Genomic DNA, 20,096 nt, shown 5'->3' on the forward strand with positions numbered 1-20,096 from the left:
GGGATTGGGAGTGTTCAATCGGAGATTGGTCGGAGTGAGACACTGTAAGCGCGAAACCACCAGTCACTGCACCCGAAGCAACGGATATTCACCCCATCAAAACAGCCCCCAACAAAGCCCAACAAAAAAGCCCCTCAAAAGAGGGGCTTCCTTGCACAAACAGAAACCGGAATCAGGTCATCTGAATGATGGTCTGCATGATGGTGCTCTGAGTGGAGATGGTCTTGGCGTTCGCCTGATAGTTGCTCTGGCCCTTGATCAGGTCTACCAGCTCGTTGGTCAGGTTAACGTTCGACTCTTCCAACGAGTTGGAAGCGATCGACCCCAAGGTACCGGTTTCCGGTGCATCGTAGCCCGGGATACCCGAAGCAAACGTCTCTTTCCAGCTGGTGCCACCGATTGCCTGCAGGCCTTGTTCGTTGGTGAAGCTGGCCAGCGCAACCTGGCCGATGGCCTTGCTCTGGTTGTTGCTGAAGTTTGCGAACAGCGTGCCGGTGCCGTCGATGGTCAGGTTGGTGATCTGGCCAGTGGCGTAACCGTCCTGAGTCGGGATTGAACGCGCGGTGTCAGCGTTGTACTGAGTGGTCTTGGCCATGGAGATGGTCACGCCAGCCGTGTTGGCCGCTGCGCCGTTAGGTACAAAGTTACCGTTGACCACGTTGCCCGGCTTCCAATTGGTCAGCTTCAAGTCGCTGCTGATGATCGGATTGGTCGGATCCGCCGGGTTAGGCGTGCTGACCTGAGTCAGATTGCCCGAACTGTCAAATGTCAGTGTCGAAGCAGTCGGAGGCGTCGTGACTGGATTGCTACCGGTGGCATCCGGATTACGCCCGTCCACCAGGGTGTAAACCTTCCAGGTGTTTTGGCCAGTTTTCACCATGTACTGATCCATGACGTGCGAGTTGCCCTGAGAGTCATAGATCGGCGTGCTGAACGACTTGGTGTACGTCTCGAGTTTTGCCGGGTCGAATACGACGGCGCTGGCGCCGGTATCAACAATGACCGGCGCAGTCGAGTTCAAGTTGATGCTCGAAGTCACCAGGGAGGTCGATTTCGGCGCCAGGTTTGAGGTATCAATCTTCAGGTCGGTCAATACACCGTTGATGATCTTGCCGTTGGCGTCCACACCGTAACCCTGCAGGCGCGAGGTGTAATCGGTGTTGGTGATGTAACCGGCGTTGTCGACCTTGAACGTACCGGCACGGGTGTAGGACACCGAGCCGTTGTTGCTCATGGTGAAGAAGCCCGAACCGTTGATGCCCATGTCCAGCACGTTACCGGTGTTGTTGATGTCACCCTGGGTGAACTGCTGGGACACGTTGGCCAGGCGCACGCCGTTACCGATCACTTTGCTGCCGCTACCCAGGCGAGTCGCCGAGTAGACGTCTTCGAATTCTGCACGGGACGATTTGAAACCGGCGGTCGCAACGTTGGCGATGTTGTTGCCGGTCACGTCCAGTTGTTTGTTGGCTGCATAGAGACCGCTAAGGCCGATATTGAAAGACATATTCCACTCCTTTGTGCCGGTTAGTCGGCTCTATATACCAATGGTTTGTACTTTGGACAGGGCAACGGTGCCCTTGCCGGACAGGTTGAGCATCAGCTCGCCGCCGGTCTGGCTGATCGTCACGCTGGTGACGGTGGCCGGCAGGTACGTCGCCATATCGGTCGAGGTGCCATTGATCGATGCGTTGGCCGTGACGGTATAGGTACCGGTCTTGACCAGATTGCCGTCTTTATCCTTGCCGTCCCAGGTGAAGCTCGCGCTGCCTGCGGCGCGACTGCCCAGATCGATGGTGCGCACCACCGCACCGCTGCTGTCGGTGATGCTCACAGTACCGCCGGCAATCGACGACGGAACGGTGACCGAACCGGTCATGCCTTTGCTCGGATCGTCGAGCTGAACCGAGTTGGTCTGCACGATCACGTTGCGGCCCACCAGCGACGACGCCTGCAACGCCTGCGAGGAGTTGTAGTTGCCGGCCAGCGAGCTGACAGTGCTGTTCAGCGTGGTGATGCCTTCCAGGCTACTGAACTGCGCCAACTGCGCAACGAAGGCGCTGTTGTCCTGCGGATCGAGCGGGTTCTGGTTTTTCAGCTGGGTAACCAGCAGTTGCAGGAACGCATCCTTGCCCAGTGCCTGGCCGCCGGTGGCGCTGTTGGTCGCCGAAGCAATGCCACCGGTGGTCGAACTGGTCTTTTTCGACGAGTTCGCCAGGATGTCATTCATGCTCAAGCTGCTGGTGGTATCGGAAACACTCATGGCCGTCGCCCCTTATTACTGACCGAGGGTCAGTACCTTCTGCATCATGGTTTTGGCGGTGTTCATCATTTCAGCGTTGGTCTGGAACGAGCGGCTCGCGGAAATCATGTCAGCCATTTCTTCCACCACGTTGACGTTCGGGTAGTAGACGTAGCCTTTGGCGTCGGCCGCCGGATGGTTCGGCTCGTAGCGCGCTTCGAGGTTGCTCTGGTCTTCGACCACACCGAGCACCTGTACGCCTTGACCGGCCGCGTCCTGGCTCTGGAACAGCGAATTGCTGCCGCTGTTCTGGCCGCCCTGGAACATGGTGGCGAACACCGGGTGACGGGCACGGTAGGTCTGGTCGATGCTCGACGAGACGGTTTCGGCGTTGGCGATGTTCGAGGCCACGGTGTTCAGACGCGTGGTTTGTGCGCTCATGCCGCTGCCGGCAATGTTGAAAACGCTGGACAGGGACATGGATTACTCTCCGCGCAGGGCTGACACCAGCCCTTTGAATTTGCTGTTGAGCAGGGTGAAGCTGGCCTGGAAGCCGACGGCGTTTTCCGCGTAGTTCGACTGCTCCAGTTGAGCGTCCACGGTGTTCTGGTCGATCGAAGGTTGCATTGGCGTGCGATACATCAGCGATTCGTCGCCGTTGCCCAGACCTTCAGCTTCGATGTGACGGCTGTTGGTCATGTTCAGGGCGATAGTGCCGTTGGCGTTTTTCTGGGTTTGTGCTTCAAGCACTTTGGAGAAGTCCAGATCCCGAGCCTTGTAGTTCGGGGTGTCGGCGTTGGCGATGTTGTTGGCCAGCACTTCGGCACGCTGGGCGCGGAAGCCCAATGCCTTTTCGTGAATGCCGAGCGCTTTATCGAAGCTGATGCTCATGTCGGGAACCTTCAGGTGACCGGTTTTTCGTAACTGAGCTTTAGCAAGCGCCGTGCCAAACCATAAAAGCCGCATAAACCGGGGCTTTGCCGGGAGTCGGCAAAGCGGCAATGCCAGAAAAGCGGCAACCGGTTTCCGCCGGATGCCGCTTTTCTGCCGCTTCGCCCTGTTAACAGCCCCCCCTGTAGGAGTTGCCGAAGGCTGCGATCTTTTGATTTTGTTTTTCAAGATCTAGATCAAAAGATCGCAGCCTTCGGCAGCTCCTACGTGAAGCATGCGGCAAAAAAAAAGGAGCCCCTGAGGGCTCCCTTCTTTTGCCATATGCTTCATTTCGCCTGGTAAATGATCCCCGGGCTGCACTGAACCATTTGGTAATGGTCCGGCAAACCGTTCAGCGCTTCGGAAGCGCCAAGGAACAGATAACCGCCCGGCTTCAACGTGCTGTGAATGCGCAACAGGATGTCTTTCTTCACTTCGGCAGAGAAGTAGATCAACACGTTGCGGCAGAACACGATGTCGAACTTGCCCAGCGCGGCATAGCTGTCGAGCAGGTTGAACGAGCGGAATTCCACCCGGTTCTTGATCGGCGCCTTGATCACCCAGCGTCCCGGCCCTTTCGGGTCGAAGTAACGCTGCAAACGATCGGCGGACAAACCGCGACCGATAGCCAGGCTGTCGTACTCGCCGGTCTTGCAGTTGGTCAGCATGCTGCCGGACAAGTCCGTGGCAACGATCTGCACGCCCATCTTCAACTGGCCAAGGTTGCTGCGCTCGAACTCGTCGATCGACATCGACAGCGAGTACGGTTCCTGGCCCGACGAGCAGGCGGCCGACCAGATCCGCAGGCGCTGGTTGGGGCTGGCTTTGATCGCTTCAGGCAGCACCTTGTTCTTCAAGACTTCAAACGGATAGGTGTCACGAAACCACAGGGTTTCGTTGGTCGTCATGGCATCGACCACCTGCTCGCGCAAACCGCTGCGCGGCTGGGTCTGGATGCGCTGTACCAGCTCACCCAGGGATTTGATGCCTTGCTGCTCCATCAGTTTGTTGAGACGGCTCGAGACCAGGTACTGCTTGTTTTCACCGAGCAAAATGCCACAGGCTTTTTCCAGGAAGACCCGGAACTGTTCGAAATCCAAATTACCCGTAGACAATGATGCCGCCTCTTAAATCGTGTTGACCGCCAGGAGCAAAACGCCCCTAGCTGATATCTGCTGCTTTGATCCGGTCGACTACCCGGGATGCCAGGTCATCAGGACGGAACTTGGCCAGGAAGTCATCGGCACCGACTTTCTTGACCATCGCCTGATTGAATACCCCGGACAACGAAGTATGCAGGATGATGTGAAGCTTTTGCATGCGCGGGTCAGCGCGGATCTCGGCCGTCAGTGTGTACCCGTCCATCTCCGGCATCTCGATGTCGGAAATCATCATCAGGAACTCTTCTTCCGGCTTCTTGCCCTCATCGACCAGCTTGCGCAGGTAATCCAGCGCCTGCTTGCCGTCGTTCAGTGCCACCACTTCAACGCCGACCGTCTGCAGGCAACGCGTAACCTGCTTGCGCGCCACCGACGAGTCATCGACCGTCAAGACACGCAACGACAGTGCCTTGGTCTGGGTCTCGACATCGACCACGCCCACCGAAATCGCTTCCGGTGTCGGCGCAACTTCCGCCAGCACTTTCTCGACGTCGATGATTTCGACTAACTGATTGTCCACCCGAGTCACAGCGGTCAGGTAATGATCGCGCCCCGTGCCCTTGGGTGGTGGATGAATCTCTTCCCAGTTCATGTTGACGATGCGCTCCACCGAGCGGACCAGGAAACCCTGGGTCTTGGTGTTGTACTCCGTGATGATCACGAACGGATTGTTCTTGTCCTTCAACGCTCCGGAACCGGTCGCCATTGCCAGATCAAGGATCGGAATGGTCGCCCCCCGGATATTTGCCACCCCGCACACGACAGGACTGGACTTGGGCATCAACGTCAGTGACGGGCACTGCAACACTTCCCGTACCTTGAACACGTTGATTCCGTAGAGCTGCTGACCGTCAAGACGGAACAACAACAGCTCCAGGCGATTCTGCCCCACCAGTTGCGTGCGCTGGTTCACCGAATCCATTACACCAGCCATGCCCAGACTCCTACACCCAACGCCAAGTGTTGTTGCGACGCACATTCATTGCTAAACGGCACGGCGCTTGCTTTTTAACTCGTATGAACGCTCAAACGACATTTTTTCGACGCCTGACTTCGCCCCTCCGCAGAGGGCTTTGCGCGATGTCCGCCATTTGCTGCTTTTTCGCTGGCAGCCCTGCCATTGCTGATGCGGTTACCTTGCCTGACATGCTTATCGGCGTCACTCAGGGCTTTCTTGAGTTCACCGTAGAAGACTATCTGGCTACCAGTCAAACGGAAGGCCGCTACGAAATCGAAGTAAACCAGCTCGACCCCCGTATGCGCATGCCTATGTGCGACAAGGAATTGACAGCGACTTTGGAGAGTCCGGCACGTCCGCTGGGCCGGGTTACCGTGAAGGTCCGCTGTGAGGGCGCCTCGCCCTGGACCGTGTTCGTGCCCGCTCAAGTCCGCCTGTTTCGCGAGATTGTGACCACCACGCGCCCGCTCAAACGGGCCGGGATTATCGAGCCACAGGATGTGACCTTGCGTGAACGCGACATCAGTCAGATCAATCAAGGCTTTCTGACCTCCGTTGATGAAGCGATCGGACAGAAATTGACCCGACCAACGGTAGCCGATCAGGTCATTACCCTGGTTCATCTGGAACAGGCCGAAGTCATTCGCAAGGGCGATCAAGTGGTCATCACCGCGCGCAGCGGAACCCTGGCGGTGCGCATGCCCGGTGAAGCGCTGGCCAATGGCGGCTTGAAAGAACAGATCCGGGTGAAAAACCTCAACTCGCAACGGGTCATCAAGGCGCAAGTCACCGCGCCGGGCCAAGTGGAAGTGGCGATGTAGAAAACTGGCGCTGACCCCGGCTGTTCCCTAAACTGTGCCGCAGCAGGACACGCGCCGGCGCATGCAAGGCTCATTGTAAATGTGCCTAAAGTTTTCCAGGGGATGGCCGAAAACATGGCAAGCGTCCAAATTCCCAGAGGTTTTTATCATGGTCATCGATTTCAGCCGTTTGAACAGCTCCTCGTCACTTACGGGCAGTACACGTACCAGCAACGCCAAGGAAACCGCCGAAACCGGCACCTCCGCGCCGCTGAATACCCAGGCCGAACCGGCCAGTACCGCAATAAGCGGGGAATCGGTACACCTCAGCAATGAGGCTCAACAGTTGCAGAAGGTCACTGACAAGCTGCGCGATCAACCTGCTGTCGACAAAGCCCGTGTGGCCGAGTTGAAAGCCGCGATTGCCGATGGCAGCTATAAAGTCGACAGCAACCGTGTAGCCAGCAAACTGCTCAACTTCGAAGCCCAGCGCTAGGCTTTTGCCAGCGCCAGGCTTTTGGACGCTTAAAACCCAAGGCCAGCCATGCACGACACTACTTTATTGCAACTGATCAACGACGACTTTGCTCCAGCTCAACAATTGCTGGAGTTGTTGCAAACCGAATCCCTCGCGTTGCACGGTCGCGACATGCCATTGCTGGAAGAAATTCTGGCGCACAAACAGGCATTGATCATTCTGCTTGAACAGCATGGCCGCAAGCGCAGTGAAATCCTCGCCAGCCTCAACCTGCCGACCGATCGTTCCGGTCTTGAGCAACTGGCTGGCCAGTCAAGCATTGGCGACCAGTTGCTGACGCAAGGCGATGCATTGACCGATCTGATTGCTCAATGCCAGGCGGCCAACCTCAAGAATGGCCAGTCGATCCAGATCCAGCAGGCCGCCACGGCCAATCAGCTGAAGATCCTCACCGGTGGTGAGGCACCCGCGCTGTATAACGCCAGCGGTACATTTGCCAAACCCGCCACACCGCGTCCGCTCAGCCAGGCATGAGCCGTTGATGCGCCAGCCCTATCAACCCGCGGAACATGCTGGCAAAATGCTGGCAAGTCGTCATATTTTGTCTGGAGATTGATAAACCGTGTCCAACGCCCTCAGCGCGGATGATGCTCCGCAGCCCCCTAAGGTGCTCACCACGCCACTGGAAATCTCCAGCAACCTGCGCCAGCTGCAAGAAAGCCACGATCCGCTGATCATCACCTTTCATGAGCGCAGCCAGCGCTTCCAGAGTTACCTGATCAAAGTCGACCGCGACAGCGCTTCGATCGCGCTGGACGAGATGATCCCGCGTGATGGCGAACGCTTCCTGCTGGCCGGTGAGCCGTTCAAGGTTGAAGGTTTTCATGACGGCGTGCGCATTGCCTGGGAATGCACCGGCACGCTGAATATCGAAGAATCCGAGGGCGATCGCTTCTACACCGGCGCTCTGCCGACCGAAGTGGTTTACCACCAGCGCCGCAATGCCTTCCGCGCTGCGCTGAAACTGACCGATCTGGTCAGCGTTGAACTGGGCGGCGAAAAGCTCAAGGCGCCAATCAACGGCAAACTGCTGGATATCTCCGCGACCGGTTGCAAGCTGCGCTTCGAAGGCGATATCACTGACCGCCTGCAATTGGGCCAGGTCTACGACCGTCTGATCGCCCCGCCGCTGTTCGGCAACCAGCCGACCTCCGTCGAACTGCGCTACCTGCACTTCGAAGAAAAACTCAACATCACTTTTGCCGGCCTGCGCTTCCACAACATCAGTGGTCAGGCAGCGCGCAACGTTGAGCGTTTCGTGTATCAGCTGCAACGTGAAGCACGCCGTTTCGACAAAGACGATCTCTGATTCGTCGCGGCCAATAAAAAGGGCAGTCCTTGATGGGACTGCCCTTTTTTATGTGCGATGTTTTTTGTTCAGATCAGGGTCTGCCGCCACTGAGATCGGGCGCAGTCTTATCGGTATCCGGTTCGACTTCTGCCGCAGGCTCTGGCTGAGTGTCAGGTTCAGGCTCTGGATTTGCCGGCGTCTGCACAGGGTCTTGCACCATCTGCTCCTGTACCACCTGCTCGTCTACCCGAGGATCGAGGGCCGCCACCAGCGGCGAGCTGGACATGCTGTCAGGCATGGCTACGTGATGCAGCGGCGCGTCGTCGACCTGATGCAGATTGGTCACGGCTTTCGGTCGGATCCGCCACACCAGCACCAGTGCGAAGAAGCTGAAAAACGCATACAGGCTCTGACTGCCGAACAGCTTCATCAGTACACCCGCCAACAACGGCCCGATGCTCGCGCCAACCCCGTAGGTCACCAGCAACATCGCCGTCAGCGATACGCGACGATCGCCTTCGACGTGGTCGTTGGAGAATGCCACCGCCAGCGGATACAGACAGAACTGCACCAGTGAGCACATGAACCCGACAACAAACAAAACCTCGAGCGGCACCTGCGGCAGAATCGCCAACGGCAACGCCGCCACCGCAAGAAACCCGGCAAAGCAGCGAATCAACAGCGCCCGGTCGTAACGATCAGACAACCAGCCCAACGGCCACTGCACCAGCAACCCGGCGAAGATACAGCTACCCATGAACAAACCGACCTGCTCGGTCGACAGCCCCTGTTGCGAGGCATACAGCGGCGCCAGACCGTAGAACGAACCGATGATCAAACCGGCCCCCAGCACCGTACTCAACGACTGCGGCACCCGCTTGATAAAGAAGCGTGGCTCCATCGGCGCCGGATGCAGGGGCGCCGGGTGAATCCGTCGAGTCAATGCCACCGGCACCAGACACAGCGCAAAGCACAGGGCGACCAGCATCAGCAATTCCAGACCCAAGCCCGGATGCATGACCAGAATCAGCTGGCCGAGCACCAGCCCCAGGTACGAAGCGATCATGTAACCGCTGAACACCAGGCCACGCTGATTGGCGTCCGCCTGCTCGTTGAGCCAGCTCTCGATCACCATGTACTGGCACATCATGCCCAGACCGACGATGGTCCGCAGCACCAGCCACGCCGGCAACCAATCGACCAGACCGTGACCAAGCACCGCCGCCCCGACGATCCCGGCACAGGCAGAATAAGCACGGATATGCCCGACCCGGGCGATCAGTCGATGACCGATCTTGCCGCCCAGCACCAGGCCGAAATAGTTGGCCGCCATCAGCGCACCGACCCAGAGGCCGTCGACATTGTCAGCGGCCAGGCGCAATGCCAGATAAGTGGATAGAAGGCCCGAGCCGATCAACATCATCAGCGAGGCGAAATACAGTGCTCGAAAGGATTTCCAGATTTGGCGCATCGGCGTTCCGAGCGGCTCCTTGCAGTAAATATCGGGCTACCAGAACGATAGCCCGATGGCGGCGGTACGTCAGGCCTGGGCTGCTAGAACACGCCGTTCCCAGGGAGTGATTTCATCAAAGAAGCTGGTCAACTCCATGGTCTTCGAAGCGATGTAGCCTTCGATGAACTCCTGTCCGAACAGTTCCCTCGCCAATTGGCTACGTTTCAGACGTTCGAGCGCGGCGTGCAAGGTACACGGCAACGCAAGATTGTCCGGCACCGCGAACTCGCCCTGAATCGCTTCGCTCGGTTCCAGCTCATGCTCGATGCCATGCAAACCGGCAGCCAGACTGGCGGCGATTGCCAGATACGGATTTGCATCAGCGCCCGGCAAACGATTTTCCACCCGACGAGCAACCGGCGCACTGGCCGGAATCCGCAAGCCAGCGGCACGGTTGTCGTGCGACCAGCAAGCATTGTTCGGCGACGCGTACGGATGGCACAGGCGCTGATAGGAATTCACATTGGGTGCAAACAGCGCGGTGAAATCGGCCATGCCCGCCTGCTGACCACCGATGAAGTGGCGGAACATCGCAGTCGGCTCACCGTGTTCGTCACTGAACAAATTCTTGCCACTGCCGATCTCGACGATGCTTTGGTGAATGTGCATCGAACTGCCCGGCGTGTGCGCCAGCGGCTTGGCCATGCACACCACGGTCAGGCCATGCTTGAGCGCGACTTCCTTGAGCAGGTGTTTGAACAGAAACGTCTGGTCGGCCAGCAGCAGTGGATCACCGTGCAGCAGATTGATCTCGAACTGGCTGACGCCCATCTCGTGCATGAAGGTATCGCGCGGCAGACCGAGTGCCGCCATGCATTTATAGACTTCGTTGAAGAACGGCCGCAGACCGTTATTGGAACTGACGCTGAACGCCGATTGACCATCCTCGCGACGCCCGTCAAGGCCCACCGGCGGACGGAATGGTTGGGTCGGATCGGTGTTCGGCGCAAAGACAAAAAATTCCAGCTCGGTCGCCACCACCGGCGCCAGACCGCGCGCGGCGTAACGGGCAATGACCTGCTTGAGCTGACCACGGGTCGACAGGTTGGAGCTTTCGCCGGTCAACTCATCGGCATCGCAAATCGCCAGAGCACGCGGGTCGTCACTCCATGGCAAACGATGGATCTGGCTCGGTTCGGCAATCAGGGCGAGATCGCCGTCGTCGCTGCCGTAAAACCGTGCTGCCGGGTAACCGCCCATGATGCATTGCAACAGCACGCCACGGGCCAGTTGCAGACGCCGCCCTTCGAGGAACCCCTCGGCGGTCATCACTTTGCCGCGCGGTACGCCGTTCAAATCCGGCGTGACACACTCAATCTCATCAATGCCGGTCAATCGCTGCGCGAATGAACGCTGGCCATCGGTTGTCATGACGCAATCCTTGTTATTGTGCGAGCCGCGAACGGCGACCTGTACAAAATAGGCTCCGGCTGTTCGGAATATCAAGCAGCGTCAAACAAAAACCTGTGTCACGGCAGATAAAGGCTGAACACCCCGCCGCCAAGCGGTCCGCCATTGCGGATTTCGGTGCGCCCTTCAACTCCATTGCGCTGATGCAGCGCCGCGATGCGATTGGCGAAGTACAGGCCAAGCCCGGTGCTGCCGCTGCTGTGATTGATGCCCTGCACATAATCGGCCTGACGTTCAAGCATCTCGGCCGGGTAACCATCGCCGTCATCATTGATGCTCAACACCAGTTGCCCGGCCTCGTCACTGACCGTGATCAGCAGCGATTCGCGGGCATAACGAATCGCGTTGTTGATGCAGTTGCCCAACACCGAGGCAATCAACTCGCGATCAAAAAAGCCCAGCGGGCTCAGCGGATCAACTTCATAAGTGGCAATGATCCCGCGACTGGCGAACACCTCTTGATGCGCCGCCAGTTGCGCCTCGATGAAATCATCCAGCTCGTGATACGCCGGTTGCAGCGGCAGCTGATTGACGCCGAGCTTATATAGCCCGAGCAACTGCACGAGCATGCCGTTGAGGTGGGCGAACTCGAAGTCGATCACGCCCTGCTCCGCCCCCTCGCGCTGCGCTTGCGGCAGCCGAGTCAGCCATTGGCTGTGGGCCTGCATCAGCATGGCCAGCGAGTTCTTCATGTCATGGACGGTGGAGGCAATCACCGTGGAAAAATCCAGAGCTTGCTCGTCGTGGTTCATTCGCCAAACGCCTTGCTTTTCAGCTTCTGATAACGCGCATAACGCGCGTCGGTGTCGGGCATCAGGCCAACCATTTTCAGGCAGGCCCGACATTCTTCCAGTTCCGCCGACGGCACATTGGTGTCAGTGCCGTGGAGCAGCGACTGGGCCATGTTCAGCGCGATACTGATGTTCTTCGGTTGCATCTTCAGCGCCTTGCGGAAGACCTCGCGGGCCTCCACCAGGTTACCGGTCTTGTACACGCGCACGCCCTGACGGTTGAGGTCGGCAGCGGCGTTGCTGGAACTGAGGATAGTCGGGTCGTCGGTGAGCTTGGCGATGTCTTTCATCACCGCCGGATCATCACCATAGATTTCCGCGCAGCTCTTGAGCATCGACGTGCCGGCTTCGGCCTGGCCGAGCATTTGCAACTGCTTGGCGACCAACAACGCCGCCTCGGGGCTCATGAATTGCTCCATGCCATCGAGGCGCATCAGCGCTTGCTCGGTGAGCTTGTCGGCCGTCTCGGCATCGTTGAGCAGCAGACTGGTGGCCTTCATCAGACGTGCGCGAATCTGCAGGCCAGGGTCGGCCGGATTCTCTTTGGCGACAGCGCTGAGCGTGGTGTTGATCTCCAGCCGCGTGCGGGTGTCGAGGCCACGTTCACTGCCCTTGCTGATCAACGCATGGGCCAGGCCGAGGTTGCTTTCCGGATCCTTGAACCGCGACTGCGCGCCCTGCGCCACCGCTTGCCGATAAGCGCGCGAGGCAGTGTCGAAGTCTTCGTTGGCCATCGCCAGTTTGCCCAGCAACGCTTGCCGGCGCACCGCCAGCGGCGACAAACGAATCGCCTCCTCCAGCACCCGCTGCGCACCTTTGCTATCGCCTTCGGCGACCAGTACATCGGCCATGCCGTCGTACAGCGCCGGCATCATCGGAAACACCTTCAGCGCTTTCTCATAGACGCCTTTGGCCTGCGCCACCTGGCCGCGCTTGAACAGCAACTTGCCCAACCCGGCAAACGCCCACGGCAACGGCCGGTCGGCAATGATGCTGTCATAGAGCCGCTCAAGCGCTTCGTTCTGATTCATCTCGCGCAGGGCATCGGCACGATAACGCAGGCACAGCGGCGAATAACGGATGTCCTGCTTGCACAGCGCAATACAGGCATTGAGCACCTCGACCGGCTTACCGCGATCAAGGGCTTGCAGAATCGGTTTGAGCAACGTCTTGCGCTGCTCCAGACGCTCCAGGCGCTGCGCCAGGCCGGAACGGTTGAACGGTTTGGTCAGATACGCATCCGGCTCATGCTCCAGGGCACTGAGCACCATCGCCTGACTGGTCTCGGCGGTGACCATGACAAACACCGCTTCATGGCTGATGAGCTTTTCCGACATCAAGTCTTCAAGCACCTGCTGTCCGTTCTTCTTGCCGTCGCCGAGATGGAAATCCTGCAGGATGAAATCGTAGGATTTCTGCGCGCACATTTTCAGCGCCTGCTCACCACTATCCGCGGTGTCGACGTCCTTGACTCCAAGTTCACGCAGCATCGAACGCACGGAACTGCGGAAATCCGAGAAATCATCGACGATCAGAAAACTCTTTTGGTGATACGACAGCATCGAGGATTTCCAGGCAATTGAAGAGGATGAATCGCGGCAATTTCAGGCGCGCAGATGATAGCTGGCGGCCAAATGCTATCAAGCGATTTCGCGCGACTTTTAAGTCACCGAATGGGTTATCGGCCACAAGTGACGTTCCCTGAAGCCGGCGCTTCAAGATTCCTCGTTCTGCGATTACTCTGCGCGGCTTCTTAGCTTTCCACTACAAGGTTTATCTCGTGTACATCAAAGGACGTTGCATCGTGTCCGTCTGTGCGCTGCTGTTTTTCCAGCAGACGATGGCGGCCGGAATGGATTGTGCGAAAGCGGTGACAACCGTGGAAAAAACTATCTGTGCGAATACCGGTTTGTATGAACTGGATACGCAGATGGGCGAGGTTTACCGACAGTTGATGAAGGCTTCCGTCGAGACTCGACCGCAGCTGAAGGGCACGCAACGGCTTTGGTTGAAAACGCGTAATGAGTGCGCTGAGGATGTTTCGTGTCTGGATCAGCGTTATCGCGAACAGCTGAAAAGTTTGCAGGCGCAATGGGCAGAAGCTGTCGCCCATCAGCCGACCGGCGCCGATAAAGAGGTGCTGGATGATCTGCAAAAACGTATTCAGACAGCCAGTCAGAATGATCCGGAGTTTGCCCTGGAACGGACGCTCGCCTCACTGACACTGAACAGCGCCGAAACTTCGTTTTCAGCAGAGCCCGACGCCGATCAATTCGCCAATAAAACACACTTCCCGAAGACCCTCCCCAAAGGCGTTTCCCGCAGCGAGTGGACAGCTTTGAATGCCACGGACTTCGAGGCTGACACCGCGCAGGGCCCAACCTCGTTCACATTGCTGGATCTGGACAATGACGGGCGACGTGACCTGATCATTCAGACCTACACCGGCGGCACCGGCCTGTACACGTTCGTGGAAATCTTTCACCGCGATGGTGACCGGTTCACCCGCAGAACCCAGGCGTCCGACGGCGAATCCCTCGGCGGTTCCCTCTACTCCATCAATGAGCGCGGCTCCAACCAGTCCGTGAACTGGATCAGCATTCACGGCAAGGTCTACGCCGCCTATCGCGACAGTGGATACGGCATCGATAATGTCTACCTGCTCAGTCCGTGGCAGGCGAACCAGTTGGTGCCCAAGCTGACGGTTCGTTATCGCTATCAACTCAGCATCCCTCGCACTCAGCCTGATGATGAGCACAAAACCACTTATAAGCTGAAGCCGGACCTGCACCGCGCACTTGCCCGTGGCCTGGCCACCATCGAGGATGACTCGTCCGACAGCGGGCAAGAGCGAAAGCCTATGTGCCCGATTCCCCCGTCCGCCACCGACAGCGAGGAATATTACGGCTACGGCGCAGGCTATTACGCCATCGAACAGGTCGCGGACTTCCCGGTAATCATCGGCAGCGAGTGCTTTATTGCCAGAATGAACGACTGGTTTGGCGCCTACAGCGCAAAGGATGGGCTGTTTGCGCAACTGACTTTGCGTAAACCCGGCGAGGAAGCGCAAGAGCGCGAATACAAGGTCAATGGCCGTCGGCGTCTTACCGAAATCAGCACGTCTATCGGCAAACCCGAGGGTGGCGCGGCGCAATAGTGCTCAACGGTCGCGCATGAAAAAGCCCCGGGAGTTGAAACTGCGCGGGGCTTTTTTGCGGATGTTCGAGACATCCTGAATGAGTGGTGTCCCAGGGCAGGTTCGAACTGCCAACCTTCCCCTTAGGAGGGGGATGCTCTATCCAATTGAGCTACTGAGACACTGAGTTGTGACGGCCAGACGCGGTGCGACGGACGGCGTGCATGTTAACGGCCGAACCCTGATTTGTCATGTCGTCCGTGGGGCTTTTTAAGTGTAGGCAGGCGCCCTGCAATGCTGCGGGAAAATTTACCGTGCAATTTGCACTACCCTTCAAAAGACATCCTTGCAGATTGCAACCCGAAGACTTGGAAAAAACCTTCCAAATGCTTGTTTTTAAAGGACTTAACAGCAGTTAGACTGTTGGCACGGCGGGTGCTTTGTCTGTTCCAGAGCAGAACAATCGGAGCACCGCCTCATGAACAGCACTCTCTTGCTTGCAAATGCAATCGCCCTGGCAGCTGTCGTCGGCTTTCACTTTGTCCCAGAGGGTGCTGCACCAGAGTCGGTAGCCCAGCGCATGCCGCATTATTTGCAGGTGCAAAGAGCACCGCAATTGGCAGTGCTGAGTGATCAGGACTTCGCCCCACAGGCGGTTAGCGAGCCTGAGCAGGCAACTTCTGCGCACGCTACCGAACGTCTGGTTTTTTGAAATATCTTCAGGAGTACAGCATGTCCAAGTCAGCTGCAGGATTTCTGATCCTCGCCTTATTGAGTGGCGTTGTGCATTTTGCGCTGTTCGAGGAAACCGAAATCACCCTGCCGTTGATTGGCTGTGGCGTGTTTGCGGTGCTATTCGTATTGGCGCTGGTTGCCGGGCGCCGGATCAAATTTGATCCGGTGTTGCGTTGAGCTTGATCAGCTCGAGCAATTGATGGACGGCGACCGCCAGGTCGCCGGAGTTGTCGATCAGGTGCACCGGCGCGTCGCTTGATCGCCTGTCCTTAAACAGGGCGTTACGGGCAAGTCTGACGTCGATCTGTTCCAGTGTCTCTCGACCGCGCCGCAGCAAGCGTTCGCGCAAGACCTCATCTTTGACTGTCAGCAGAACCGGCAACAACGTCGGATAGCGTTCCATCGCCTGACGCAGGTTCGCGCGCGAGCCGTTCACTAGCACATCGCGCCCGACACGCAACCATTCGTCCATTTCTCGGGGGATGCCGTAGGCCAGGCCATTGGCGTGCCATGAGAGGGAAAATTCGCCGGCGCGCTGACGTCGCTCGAACTCTTCAGGCGTCACGCCGATGGCATCTTCACCCACTGACTCCGCTGATCGGGTAATCACCCGGCGCATGATTTCGCAGTTCCTCGCCCGCAGTGGCTCACGTGCGGCCTCAATCAGGCTGTCCTTGCCTGAACCGGACGGTCCCATCAGATAAATAAGCCTGCCATCCATCCTGAAAAGCCCTCTGGCAAGCGACTGCCACTAGTAAATCGGCAAATTGCCACTATCCTGTACAGATAAGGAACAAGGATTGAAAGCCGCATAGCATGCACGTTCTGACGTCTTCGGACATCAATTCATAGGCATCAGGAAGCGGTCAGAGAGGTTGGCCATGGCAAAGTTTTCCAACCAGTCCGCATTTCTGATAATTGGTGCTGGCATTACGCCTTTACCCGGCTCAATATTTGTCACAGAATTGACGCCAATGATCTGGCTATTTTGAGGCATGATGCCGGCCTCTTAGCAATTCAGGTTGAACCATTTGGCGCGGATGCTTGTCCTACCACACATCCTGCGGCCAATCCCGAGAACCGCTCCCCTGAACTAACCGGTTAAATATATGCGCCCATTGAAACAGGCAATTTATTCCAGCCGTACGGCTGACAAGTTTGTCGTACGTCTGCCAGACGGAATGCGTGAACGCATTGCCGAGGTGGCTCGCAATCATCATCGCAGCATGAACTCCGAGATCATTGCGCGCCTTGAGCAGAGTCTTATTCAGGAAGGTGCATTGGGCGAAGAACTGAGCATGCGCCTGGACAGCCCTGAGCTGTCGTTGCACGAGCGTGAGCTGCTGCAACGCTTCCGTCAGCTGTCTCACCGTCAACAGAACGCGTTGGTGTCCTTGATCGCCCACGACGCTGAAATGGCCGCAGACGCGTCCTGAGCCTTACGAACATCTCAAGCCAGCATGATTGCTGGCTTTTTTTTGCCTGCGATCCAGGGACTGGCGCCACTGGTAAAGCCACAGGTACAAAAAGCCCGCCAATTGGCGGGCTTTTTCATTGCAACGAATCAGAGCAGGAAGATGGTCGCCAACCCCAGGAAGATGAAGAAACCACCACTGTCAGTCATGGCGGTAATCATCACGCTGGCCCCCATTGCCGGGTCACGCCCCATCTTTGCCAGCGTCATCGGGATCAACACCCCCATCAAAGCTGCGAGAAGCAGATTGAGGGTCATCGCCGCTGTCATCACCACACCCAGCGACCAACTGCCGTAAAGCAGATAAGCGACCACGCCGATCACGCCACCCCAGACCAGACCATTGATCAGACCGACCGCCAGCTCCTTGCGCATCAAACGCGAGGTATTGCCGGTGCTGACCTGGTCGAGTGCCATGGCGCGAACGATCATGGTGATCGTCTGGTTACCGGAGTTGCCGCCGATACCCGCCACGATCGGCATCAACGCCGCGAGCGCTACCAGCTTCTCGATCGAACCTTCAAACAGACCAATCACCCGCGATGCGACGAACGCGGTGATCAGGTTGATCGCCAGCCACGCCCAACGGTTGCGCAGGGACTTCCACACGGAAGCGAAGATGTCTTCCTCTTCACGCAGACCCGCCATGTTGAGGACTTCGCTTTCGCTTTCCTCACGGATCAGGTCGACCATTTCGTCGATGGTCAGACGGCCGATCAGCTTGCCGTTCTTGTCGACCACCGGGGCCGAGATCAAGTCGTAACGCTCGAACGCCTGAGCGGCATCGTAGGCGTCTTCGTCCGGGTGGAAACTCACCGGATCGCTGGCCATGACATCAGCTACCTGCTTTTCCGGGTCGTTGACCAGCAAACGCTTGATCGGCAGCACGCCTTTGAGCACGCCGTCGTAATCAACCACGAACAGTTTGTCGGTATGGCCGGGAAGTTCTTTGAGACGACGCAGATAGCGCAGCACCACTTCGAGGCTGACATCCTCACGGATGGTCACCATCTCGAAGTCCATCAGTGCACCGACCTGCTCCTCATCGTAGGACAAGGCCGAACGGACACGCTCGCGCTGCTGGTTATCGAGGCTCTCCATCAGCTCATGGACGACGTCTCGCGGCAGCTCGGAGGCCAGGTCAGCAAGTTCGTCGGCGTCCATGTCCTTGGCAGCAGCCAGGAGCTCGTGATCGTCCATGTCGGCGATCAGCGTTTCACGAACCGAATCGGATACTTCGAGAAGAATGTCGCCGTCGCGATCGGCCTTGACCAGTTGCCAGAGCGTCAGACGATCGTCCAGCGGCAAGGCTTCGAGAATGTAGGCGACGTCGGCAGAGTGCAGATCATCGAGCTTGCGTTGCAACTCGACGAGATTTTGCCGGTGAACCAGGTTTTCGACCCGGTCGTGGTGCGCGCCTTCCTGGCGATGAGTCAGGTCTTCGACGACCCGTTGGCGCTGCAGCAGCTCGACGACTTGAGCCAGGCGATCCTGCAGGCTTTCCTGTGTTTTCTTTACTTCGATTTCAGACATAGGCGAACTCCACTCCCAGCAGCGGGGCACGCCGGAAGGATCAATCAGTCAATTCATGATTGGTGAAACGGGGTACTGAGTAACTACTGGGTAAGTCCATGGAGGTTTTCCATAAGCCCCGGCGGGGCTGACGGGCGCAATGATACACCGCCTGACGGTTTTAAACGTTAAAAAATCACGGTCGAAACAAGCGCTTGCGAAACAAACCTGAGCACTGTCCTGATCCGTGCAAATGCGACGACTCATCCTGAAAAGAAAACACACCACCGATGAAAAATGTAGCGGCTACCCTTGAGCTTAGATCGTCATGGAGGACGTCGAATGCCAGCCAAACCGATATTCTTTTTACTCACCAGCCTGTTTTGCCTCCCACCTGCCGGGGCCGCCACCAGCCTTCATCGCTGCGAAGCCGCCGACGGCAGCATCACCTTTACCAGCATGAGCTGCGCGAGCGGTGAACAGCGCTCAGTGCAGGAAGTCCACCCCTACTCGCCCGGATCAGTCGTGGCGGTAATGCCGGAACACAACCACGAAGAAATATCCGGTATGAAAACCAACGGGCGCGACCCCGGCATTGCCGGCGTTACTGAAGACAAATGTGGAAATCTGATCGATGCCAGACAACGTCGTGCAGCGATCATCAATCAACGTGTGGTTGCCGGCATGAGTCAACAGGACGTCGAAAGCGCGCTGGGTAAACCGGATAAGGTAAATATTCGGACATCAACCACGAGCTATCGATACGACCTCAAGCGAGGACGTTCGGCTCAGATTAATTTTGATGAGCGAGGATGCGTGAAAGCAAAAGCCAAATCCCGGACAGCAAAAAGCCCGCGTTAAACGCGGGCTTTTCGGTATATGGTGCACTCGACAGGATTCGAACCTGTGACCGCTCGGTTCGTAGCCGAGTACTCTATCCAGCTGAGCTACGAGTGCATTTGTGTTTTTAGACCAGACCACAACTGGTTGAAGCCAAGTCATTTACATTGCTGTAACTGACTCTTAAATGGTGCACTCGACAGGATTCGAACCTGTGACCGCTCGGTTCGTAGCCGAGTACTCTATCCAGCTGAGCTACGAGTGCATTTGTTGCGCCGCATTATAGCCCGTCTAATCTCTATTCCAACCACTTTTTCTATTAATTTCAACAACTTACAGAAAAAGCCAGATTACAACGTACTAAGCAAATAATGGCGGAGAACGGGGGATTCGAACCCCCGACACCCTTGTGAGGTGTACTCCCTTAGCAGGGGAGCGCCTTCGGCCACTCGGCCAGCTCTCCGCAACACGGGGCGTATCTTAACCAACCTTTTCCCCGTTTGCAAACATAAAAATCGATAAAAATTAATGGCTTGGTTCTTCGTCCTTCTCTTTCTTTATACGCAGGTAAATTTCCTCACGGTGCACGGCAACCTCTTTCGGGGCGTTGACGCCGATACGCACTTGGTTTCCTTTAACGCCGAGCACGGTCACGGTGATTTCGCCATCACCGATAATCAGGCTTTCTGCGCACCGACGAGTCAGAATCAGCATACCTTTCTCCTCACGCAATTCAGTTCAGGGACAACAGTCTGCAAAAAAAAGG

At 57.3% G+C, this 20,096-nt stretch carries 23 protein-coding genes and 4 tRNA genes; 9 read left to right on the forward strand and 18 right to left on the reverse strand.

Annotation, left to right across the window (positions count from 1 at the left end; all coding sequences use genetic code 11):
- Positions 1–172: 172 nt before the first annotated feature.
- The 6 genes from flgE to BK670_RS23655 form a co-directional block, all read right to left on the reverse strand.
- Positions 173–1,507, reverse strand: coding sequence for a flagellar hook protein FlgE (flgE, locus tag BK670_RS23630; RefSeq protein WP_123453385.1), 1,335 nt, complete (start codon positions 1,505–1,507; stop codon positions 173–175).
- Positions 1,508–1,537: 30 nt separating this feature from the next.
- Complete coding sequence (gene flgD, locus BK670_RS23635) at positions 1,538–2,263, reverse strand: flagellar hook assembly protein FlgD (protein ID WP_123453387.1); 726 nt, start codon at positions 2,261–2,263, stop codon at positions 1,538–1,540.
- Between the two features lie 15 nt (positions 2,264–2,278).
- A complete protein-coding gene (flgC, locus tag BK670_RS23640) occupies positions 2,279–2,722 on the reverse strand; it encodes a flagellar basal body rod protein FlgC (protein ID WP_003227217.1) in 444 nt (147 codons plus the stop codon).
- Between the two features lie 3 nt (positions 2,723–2,725).
- A complete protein-coding gene (gene flgB, locus BK670_RS23645) occupies positions 2,726–3,133 on the reverse strand; it encodes a flagellar basal body rod protein FlgB (RefSeq protein ID WP_007917581.1) in 408 nt (135 codons plus the stop codon).
- Between the two features lie 326 nt (positions 3,134–3,459).
- Complete coding sequence (gene cheR, locus BK670_RS23650; protein ID WP_123453389.1) at positions 3,460–4,287, reverse strand: protein-glutamate O-methyltransferase CheR; 828 nt, start codon at positions 4,285–4,287, stop codon at positions 3,460–3,462.
- Between the two features lie 46 nt (positions 4,288–4,333).
- Entirely contained in the window at positions 4,334–5,266 is a 933-nt protein-coding gene (locus BK670_RS23655) for a chemotaxis protein CheV (protein WP_008083695.1), read from the reverse strand.
- Positions 5,267–5,349: 83 nt separating this feature from the next.
- On the opposite strand from BK670_RS23655, the gene flgA reads away from it, so the two are divergent.
- The 4 genes from flgA to BK670_RS23675 all read left to right on the forward strand — a co-directional run bounded on the left by flgA (position 5,350) and on the right by BK670_RS23675 (position 7,937).
- Positions 5,350–6,111: a flagellar basal body P-ring formation chaperone FlgA gene (gene flgA / locus BK670_RS23660; protein WP_123453391.1), complete on the forward strand. Its 762-nt coding sequence runs from the start codon at positions 5,350–5,352 to the stop codon at positions 6,109–6,111.
- Between the two features lie 148 nt (positions 6,112–6,259).
- Positions 6,260–6,586, forward strand: a complete 327-nt coding sequence (gene flgM, locus BK670_RS23665; protein ID WP_123453394.1) for a flagellar biosynthesis anti-sigma factor FlgM — start codon at positions 6,260–6,262, stop codon at positions 6,584–6,586.
- A 48-nt stretch (positions 6,587–6,634) separates the two neighbouring features.
- Positions 6,635–7,102, forward strand: a complete 468-nt coding sequence (locus BK670_RS23670; RefSeq protein WP_123453396.1) for a flagella synthesis protein FlgN — start codon at positions 6,635–6,637, stop codon at positions 7,100–7,102.
- 88 nt (positions 7,103–7,190) lie between these two features.
- Positions 7,191–7,937 (forward strand): flagellar brake protein, encoded by a 747-nt coding sequence (locus tag BK670_RS23675; protein ID WP_123453398.1) that lies wholly within the window; start codon positions 7,191–7,193, stop codon positions 7,935–7,937.
- A 73-nt stretch (positions 7,938–8,010) separates the two neighbouring features.
- Here the strand turns inward: BK670_RS23675 and BK670_RS23680 are convergent, their stop codons facing one another.
- The 4 genes from BK670_RS23680 to BK670_RS23695 all read right to left on the reverse strand — a co-directional run bounded on the left by BK670_RS23680 (position 8,011) and on the right by BK670_RS23695 (position 13,195).
- On the reverse strand, positions 8,011–9,390 hold the full coding sequence (locus tag BK670_RS23680; RefSeq protein ID WP_123453400.1) for an MFS transporter: 1,380 nt from the start codon (positions 9,388–9,390) through the stop codon (positions 8,011–8,013).
- Between the two features lie 69 nt (positions 9,391–9,459).
- Complete coding sequence (locus BK670_RS23685; RefSeq protein ID WP_185036828.1) at positions 9,460–10,701, reverse strand: glutamine synthetase family protein; 1,242 nt, start codon at positions 10,699–10,701, stop codon at positions 9,460–9,462.
- Between the two features lie 200 nt (positions 10,702–10,901).
- Positions 10,902–11,594 carry a sensor histidine kinase gene (locus BK670_RS23690; RefSeq protein WP_123453404.1) on the reverse strand — a complete coding sequence of 231 codons (693 nt, stop codon included), beginning with the start codon at positions 11,592–11,594 and terminating at the stop codon, positions 10,902–10,904.
- Entirely contained in the window at positions 11,591–13,195 is a 1,605-nt protein-coding gene (locus tag BK670_RS23695) for a tetratricopeptide repeat-containing response regulator (protein WP_123453406.1), read from the reverse strand. Before BK670_RS23695 ends, BK670_RS23690 begins: the two co-directional genes overlap by 4 nt.
- Positions 13,196–13,473: 278 nt before the next feature.
- Here BK670_RS23695 and BK670_RS23700 point away from each other — a divergent pair, with 278 nt between their 5' ends.
- Positions 13,474–14,790, forward strand: coding sequence for a lysozyme inhibitor LprI family protein (locus tag BK670_RS23700; protein ID WP_259697591.1), 1,317 nt, complete (start codon positions 13,474–13,476; stop codon positions 14,788–14,790).
- 84 nt (positions 14,791–14,874) lie between these two features.
- On the opposite strand, the gene BK670_RS23705 is transcribed toward BK670_RS23700, so the two are convergent.
- A tRNA-Arg gene (locus tag BK670_RS23705) sits at positions 14,875–14,951 on the reverse strand.
- A gap of 296 nt (positions 14,952–15,247) precedes the next feature.
- On the opposite strand from BK670_RS23705, the gene BK670_RS23710 reads away from it, so the two are divergent.
- A complete protein-coding gene (locus BK670_RS23710) occupies positions 15,248–15,481 on the forward strand; it encodes a hypothetical protein (RefSeq protein WP_123453410.1) in 234 nt (77 codons plus the stop codon).
- A gap of 20 nt (positions 15,482–15,501) precedes the next feature.
- On the forward strand, positions 15,502–15,681 hold the full coding sequence (locus BK670_RS23715) for a PA3371 family protein (protein ID WP_016983966.1): 180 nt from the start codon (positions 15,502–15,504) through the stop codon (positions 15,679–15,681).
- Here the strand turns inward: BK670_RS23715 and phnN are convergent.
- Together phnN and BK670_RS29695 are read right to left on the reverse strand one after the other, a co-directional pair.
- Positions 15,656–16,225, reverse strand: coding sequence for a phosphonate metabolism protein/1,5-bisphosphokinase (PRPP-forming) PhnN (gene phnN, locus BK670_RS23720; protein WP_123453412.1), 570 nt, complete (start codon positions 16,223–16,225; stop codon positions 15,656–15,658). The genes BK670_RS23715 and phnN overlap by 26 nt on opposite strands.
- Before the next feature lie 120 nt (positions 16,226–16,345).
- A complete protein-coding gene (locus BK670_RS29695; RefSeq protein WP_185036820.1) occupies positions 16,346–16,501 on the reverse strand; it encodes a hypothetical protein in 156 nt (51 codons plus the stop codon).
- 112 nt (positions 16,502–16,613) lie between these two features.
- On the opposite strand from BK670_RS29695, the gene BK670_RS23725 reads away from it, so the two are divergent.
- A complete protein-coding gene (locus tag BK670_RS23725; RefSeq protein WP_003178899.1) occupies positions 16,614–16,940 on the forward strand; it encodes an Arc family DNA-binding protein in 327 nt (108 codons plus the stop codon).
- Between the two features lie 128 nt (positions 16,941–17,068).
- Here the strand turns inward: BK670_RS23725 and mgtE are convergent, their stop codons facing one another.
- Positions 17,069–18,511, reverse strand: coding sequence for a magnesium transporter (gene mgtE / locus BK670_RS23730; protein ID WP_016983964.1), 1,443 nt, complete (start codon positions 18,509–18,511; stop codon positions 17,069–17,071).
- 321 nt (positions 18,512–18,832) lie between these two features.
- Between mgtE and BK670_RS23735 the strand changes: the two genes are divergently transcribed.
- Positions 18,833–19,351: a cell envelope protein SmpA gene (locus tag BK670_RS23735; RefSeq protein WP_123453413.1), complete on the forward strand. Its 519-nt coding sequence runs from the start codon at positions 18,833–18,835 to the stop codon at positions 19,349–19,351.
- Positions 19,352–19,370: 19 nt separating this feature from the next.
- Here BK670_RS23735 and BK670_RS23740 read toward each other — a convergent pair.
- The 4 genes from BK670_RS23740 to csrA all read right to left on the reverse strand — a co-directional run bounded on the left by BK670_RS23740 (position 19,371) and on the right by csrA (position 20,044).
- Positions 19,371–19,447 (reverse strand) — tRNA-Arg (locus BK670_RS23740).
- Between the two features lie 71 nt (positions 19,448–19,518).
- Positions 19,519–19,595: transfer RNA gene (locus tag BK670_RS23745), tRNA-Arg, on the reverse strand.
- A gap of 107 nt (positions 19,596–19,702) precedes the next feature.
- A tRNA-Ser gene (locus tag BK670_RS23750) sits at positions 19,703–19,793 on the reverse strand.
- Between the two features lie 62 nt (positions 19,794–19,855).
- A complete protein-coding gene (csrA, locus tag BK670_RS23755) occupies positions 19,856–20,044 on the reverse strand; it encodes a carbon storage regulator CsrA (protein WP_002554426.1) in 189 nt (62 codons plus the stop codon).
- Between the last annotated feature and the right edge of the window lie 52 nt (positions 20,045–20,096).

Source organism: Pseudomonas fluorescens, from assembly GCF_003732425.1.
In the GTDB taxonomy this organism is placed as follows: Bacteria; Pseudomonadota; Gammaproteobacteria; order Pseudomonadales; family Pseudomonadaceae; genus Aquipseudomonas; species Aquipseudomonas fluorescens_BE.

Coding starts and splice junctions, on each gene's coding strand:
- flgE (WP_123453385.1), bottom strand. CDS start 1,507: ATGTCTTTCAATATCGGCCTTAGCGGTCTCTATGCAGCCAACAAACAA.
- flgD (WP_123453387.1), bottom strand. CDS start 2,263: ATGAGTGTTTCCGATACCACCAGCAGCTTGAGCATGAATGACATCCTG.
- flgC (WP_003227217.1), bottom strand. CDS start 2,722: ATGTCCCTGTCCAGCGTTTTCAACATTGCCGGCAGCGGCATGAGCGCA.
- flgB (WP_007917581.1), bottom strand. CDS start 3,133: ATGAGCATCAGCTTCGATAAAGCGCTCGGCATTCACGAAAAGGCATTG.
- BK670_RS23655 (WP_008083695.1), bottom strand. CDS start 5,266: ATGGCTGGTGTAATGGATTCGGTGAACCAGCGCACGCAACTGGTGGGG.
- flgA (WP_123453391.1), top strand. CDS start 5,350: ATGAACGCTCAAACGACATTTTTTCGACGCCTGACTTCGCCCCTCCGC.
- flgM (WP_123453394.1), top strand. CDS start 6,260: ATGGTCATCGATTTCAGCCGTTTGAACAGCTCCTCGTCACTTACGGGC.
- BK670_RS23670 (WP_123453396.1), top strand. CDS start 6,635: ATGCACGACACTACTTTATTGCAACTGATCAACGACGACTTTGCTCCA.
- BK670_RS23680 (WP_123453400.1), bottom strand. CDS start 9,390: ATGCGCCAAATCTGGAAATCCTTTCGAGCACTGTATTTCGCCTCGCTG.
- BK670_RS23685 (WP_185036828.1), bottom strand. CDS start 10,701: ATGACCGCCGAGGGGTTCCTCGAAGGGCGGCGTCTGCAACTGGCCCGT.
- BK670_RS23690 (WP_123453404.1), bottom strand. CDS start 11,594: ATGAACCACGACGAGCAAGCTCTGGATTTTTCCACGGTGATTGCCTCC.
- BK670_RS23695 (WP_123453406.1), bottom strand. CDS start 13,195: ATGCTGTCGTATCACCAAAAGAGTTTTCTGATCGTCGATGATTTCTCG.
- BK670_RS23700 (WP_259697591.1), top strand. CDS start 13,474: ATGGCGGCCGGAATGGATTGTGCGAAAGCGGTGACAACCGTGGAAAAA.
- BK670_RS23710 (WP_123453410.1), top strand. CDS start 15,248: ATGAACAGCACTCTCTTGCTTGCAAATGCAATCGCCCTGGCAGCTGTC.
- BK670_RS23715 (WP_016983966.1), top strand. CDS start 15,502: ATGTCCAAGTCAGCTGCAGGATTTCTGATCCTCGCCTTATTGAGTGGC.
- phnN (WP_123453412.1), bottom strand. CDS start 16,225: ATGGATGGCAGGCTTATTTATCTGATGGGACCGTCCGGTTCAGGCAAG.
- BK670_RS29695 (WP_185036820.1), bottom strand. CDS start 16,501: ATGCCTCAAAATAGCCAGATCATTGGCGTCAATTCTGTGACAAATATT.
- BK670_RS23725 (WP_003178899.1), top strand. CDS start 16,614: ATGCGCCCATTGAAACAGGCAATTTATTCCAGCCGTACGGCTGACAAG.
- mgtE (WP_016983964.1), bottom strand. CDS start 18,511: ATGTCTGAAATCGAAGTAAAGAAAACACAGGAAAGCCTGCAGGATCGC.
- BK670_RS23735 (WP_123453413.1), top strand. CDS start 18,833: ATGCCAGCCAAACCGATATTCTTTTTACTCACCAGCCTGTTTTGCCTC.
- csrA (WP_002554426.1), bottom strand. CDS start 20,044: ATGCTGATTCTGACTCGTCGGTGCGCAGAAAGCCTGATTATCGGTGAT.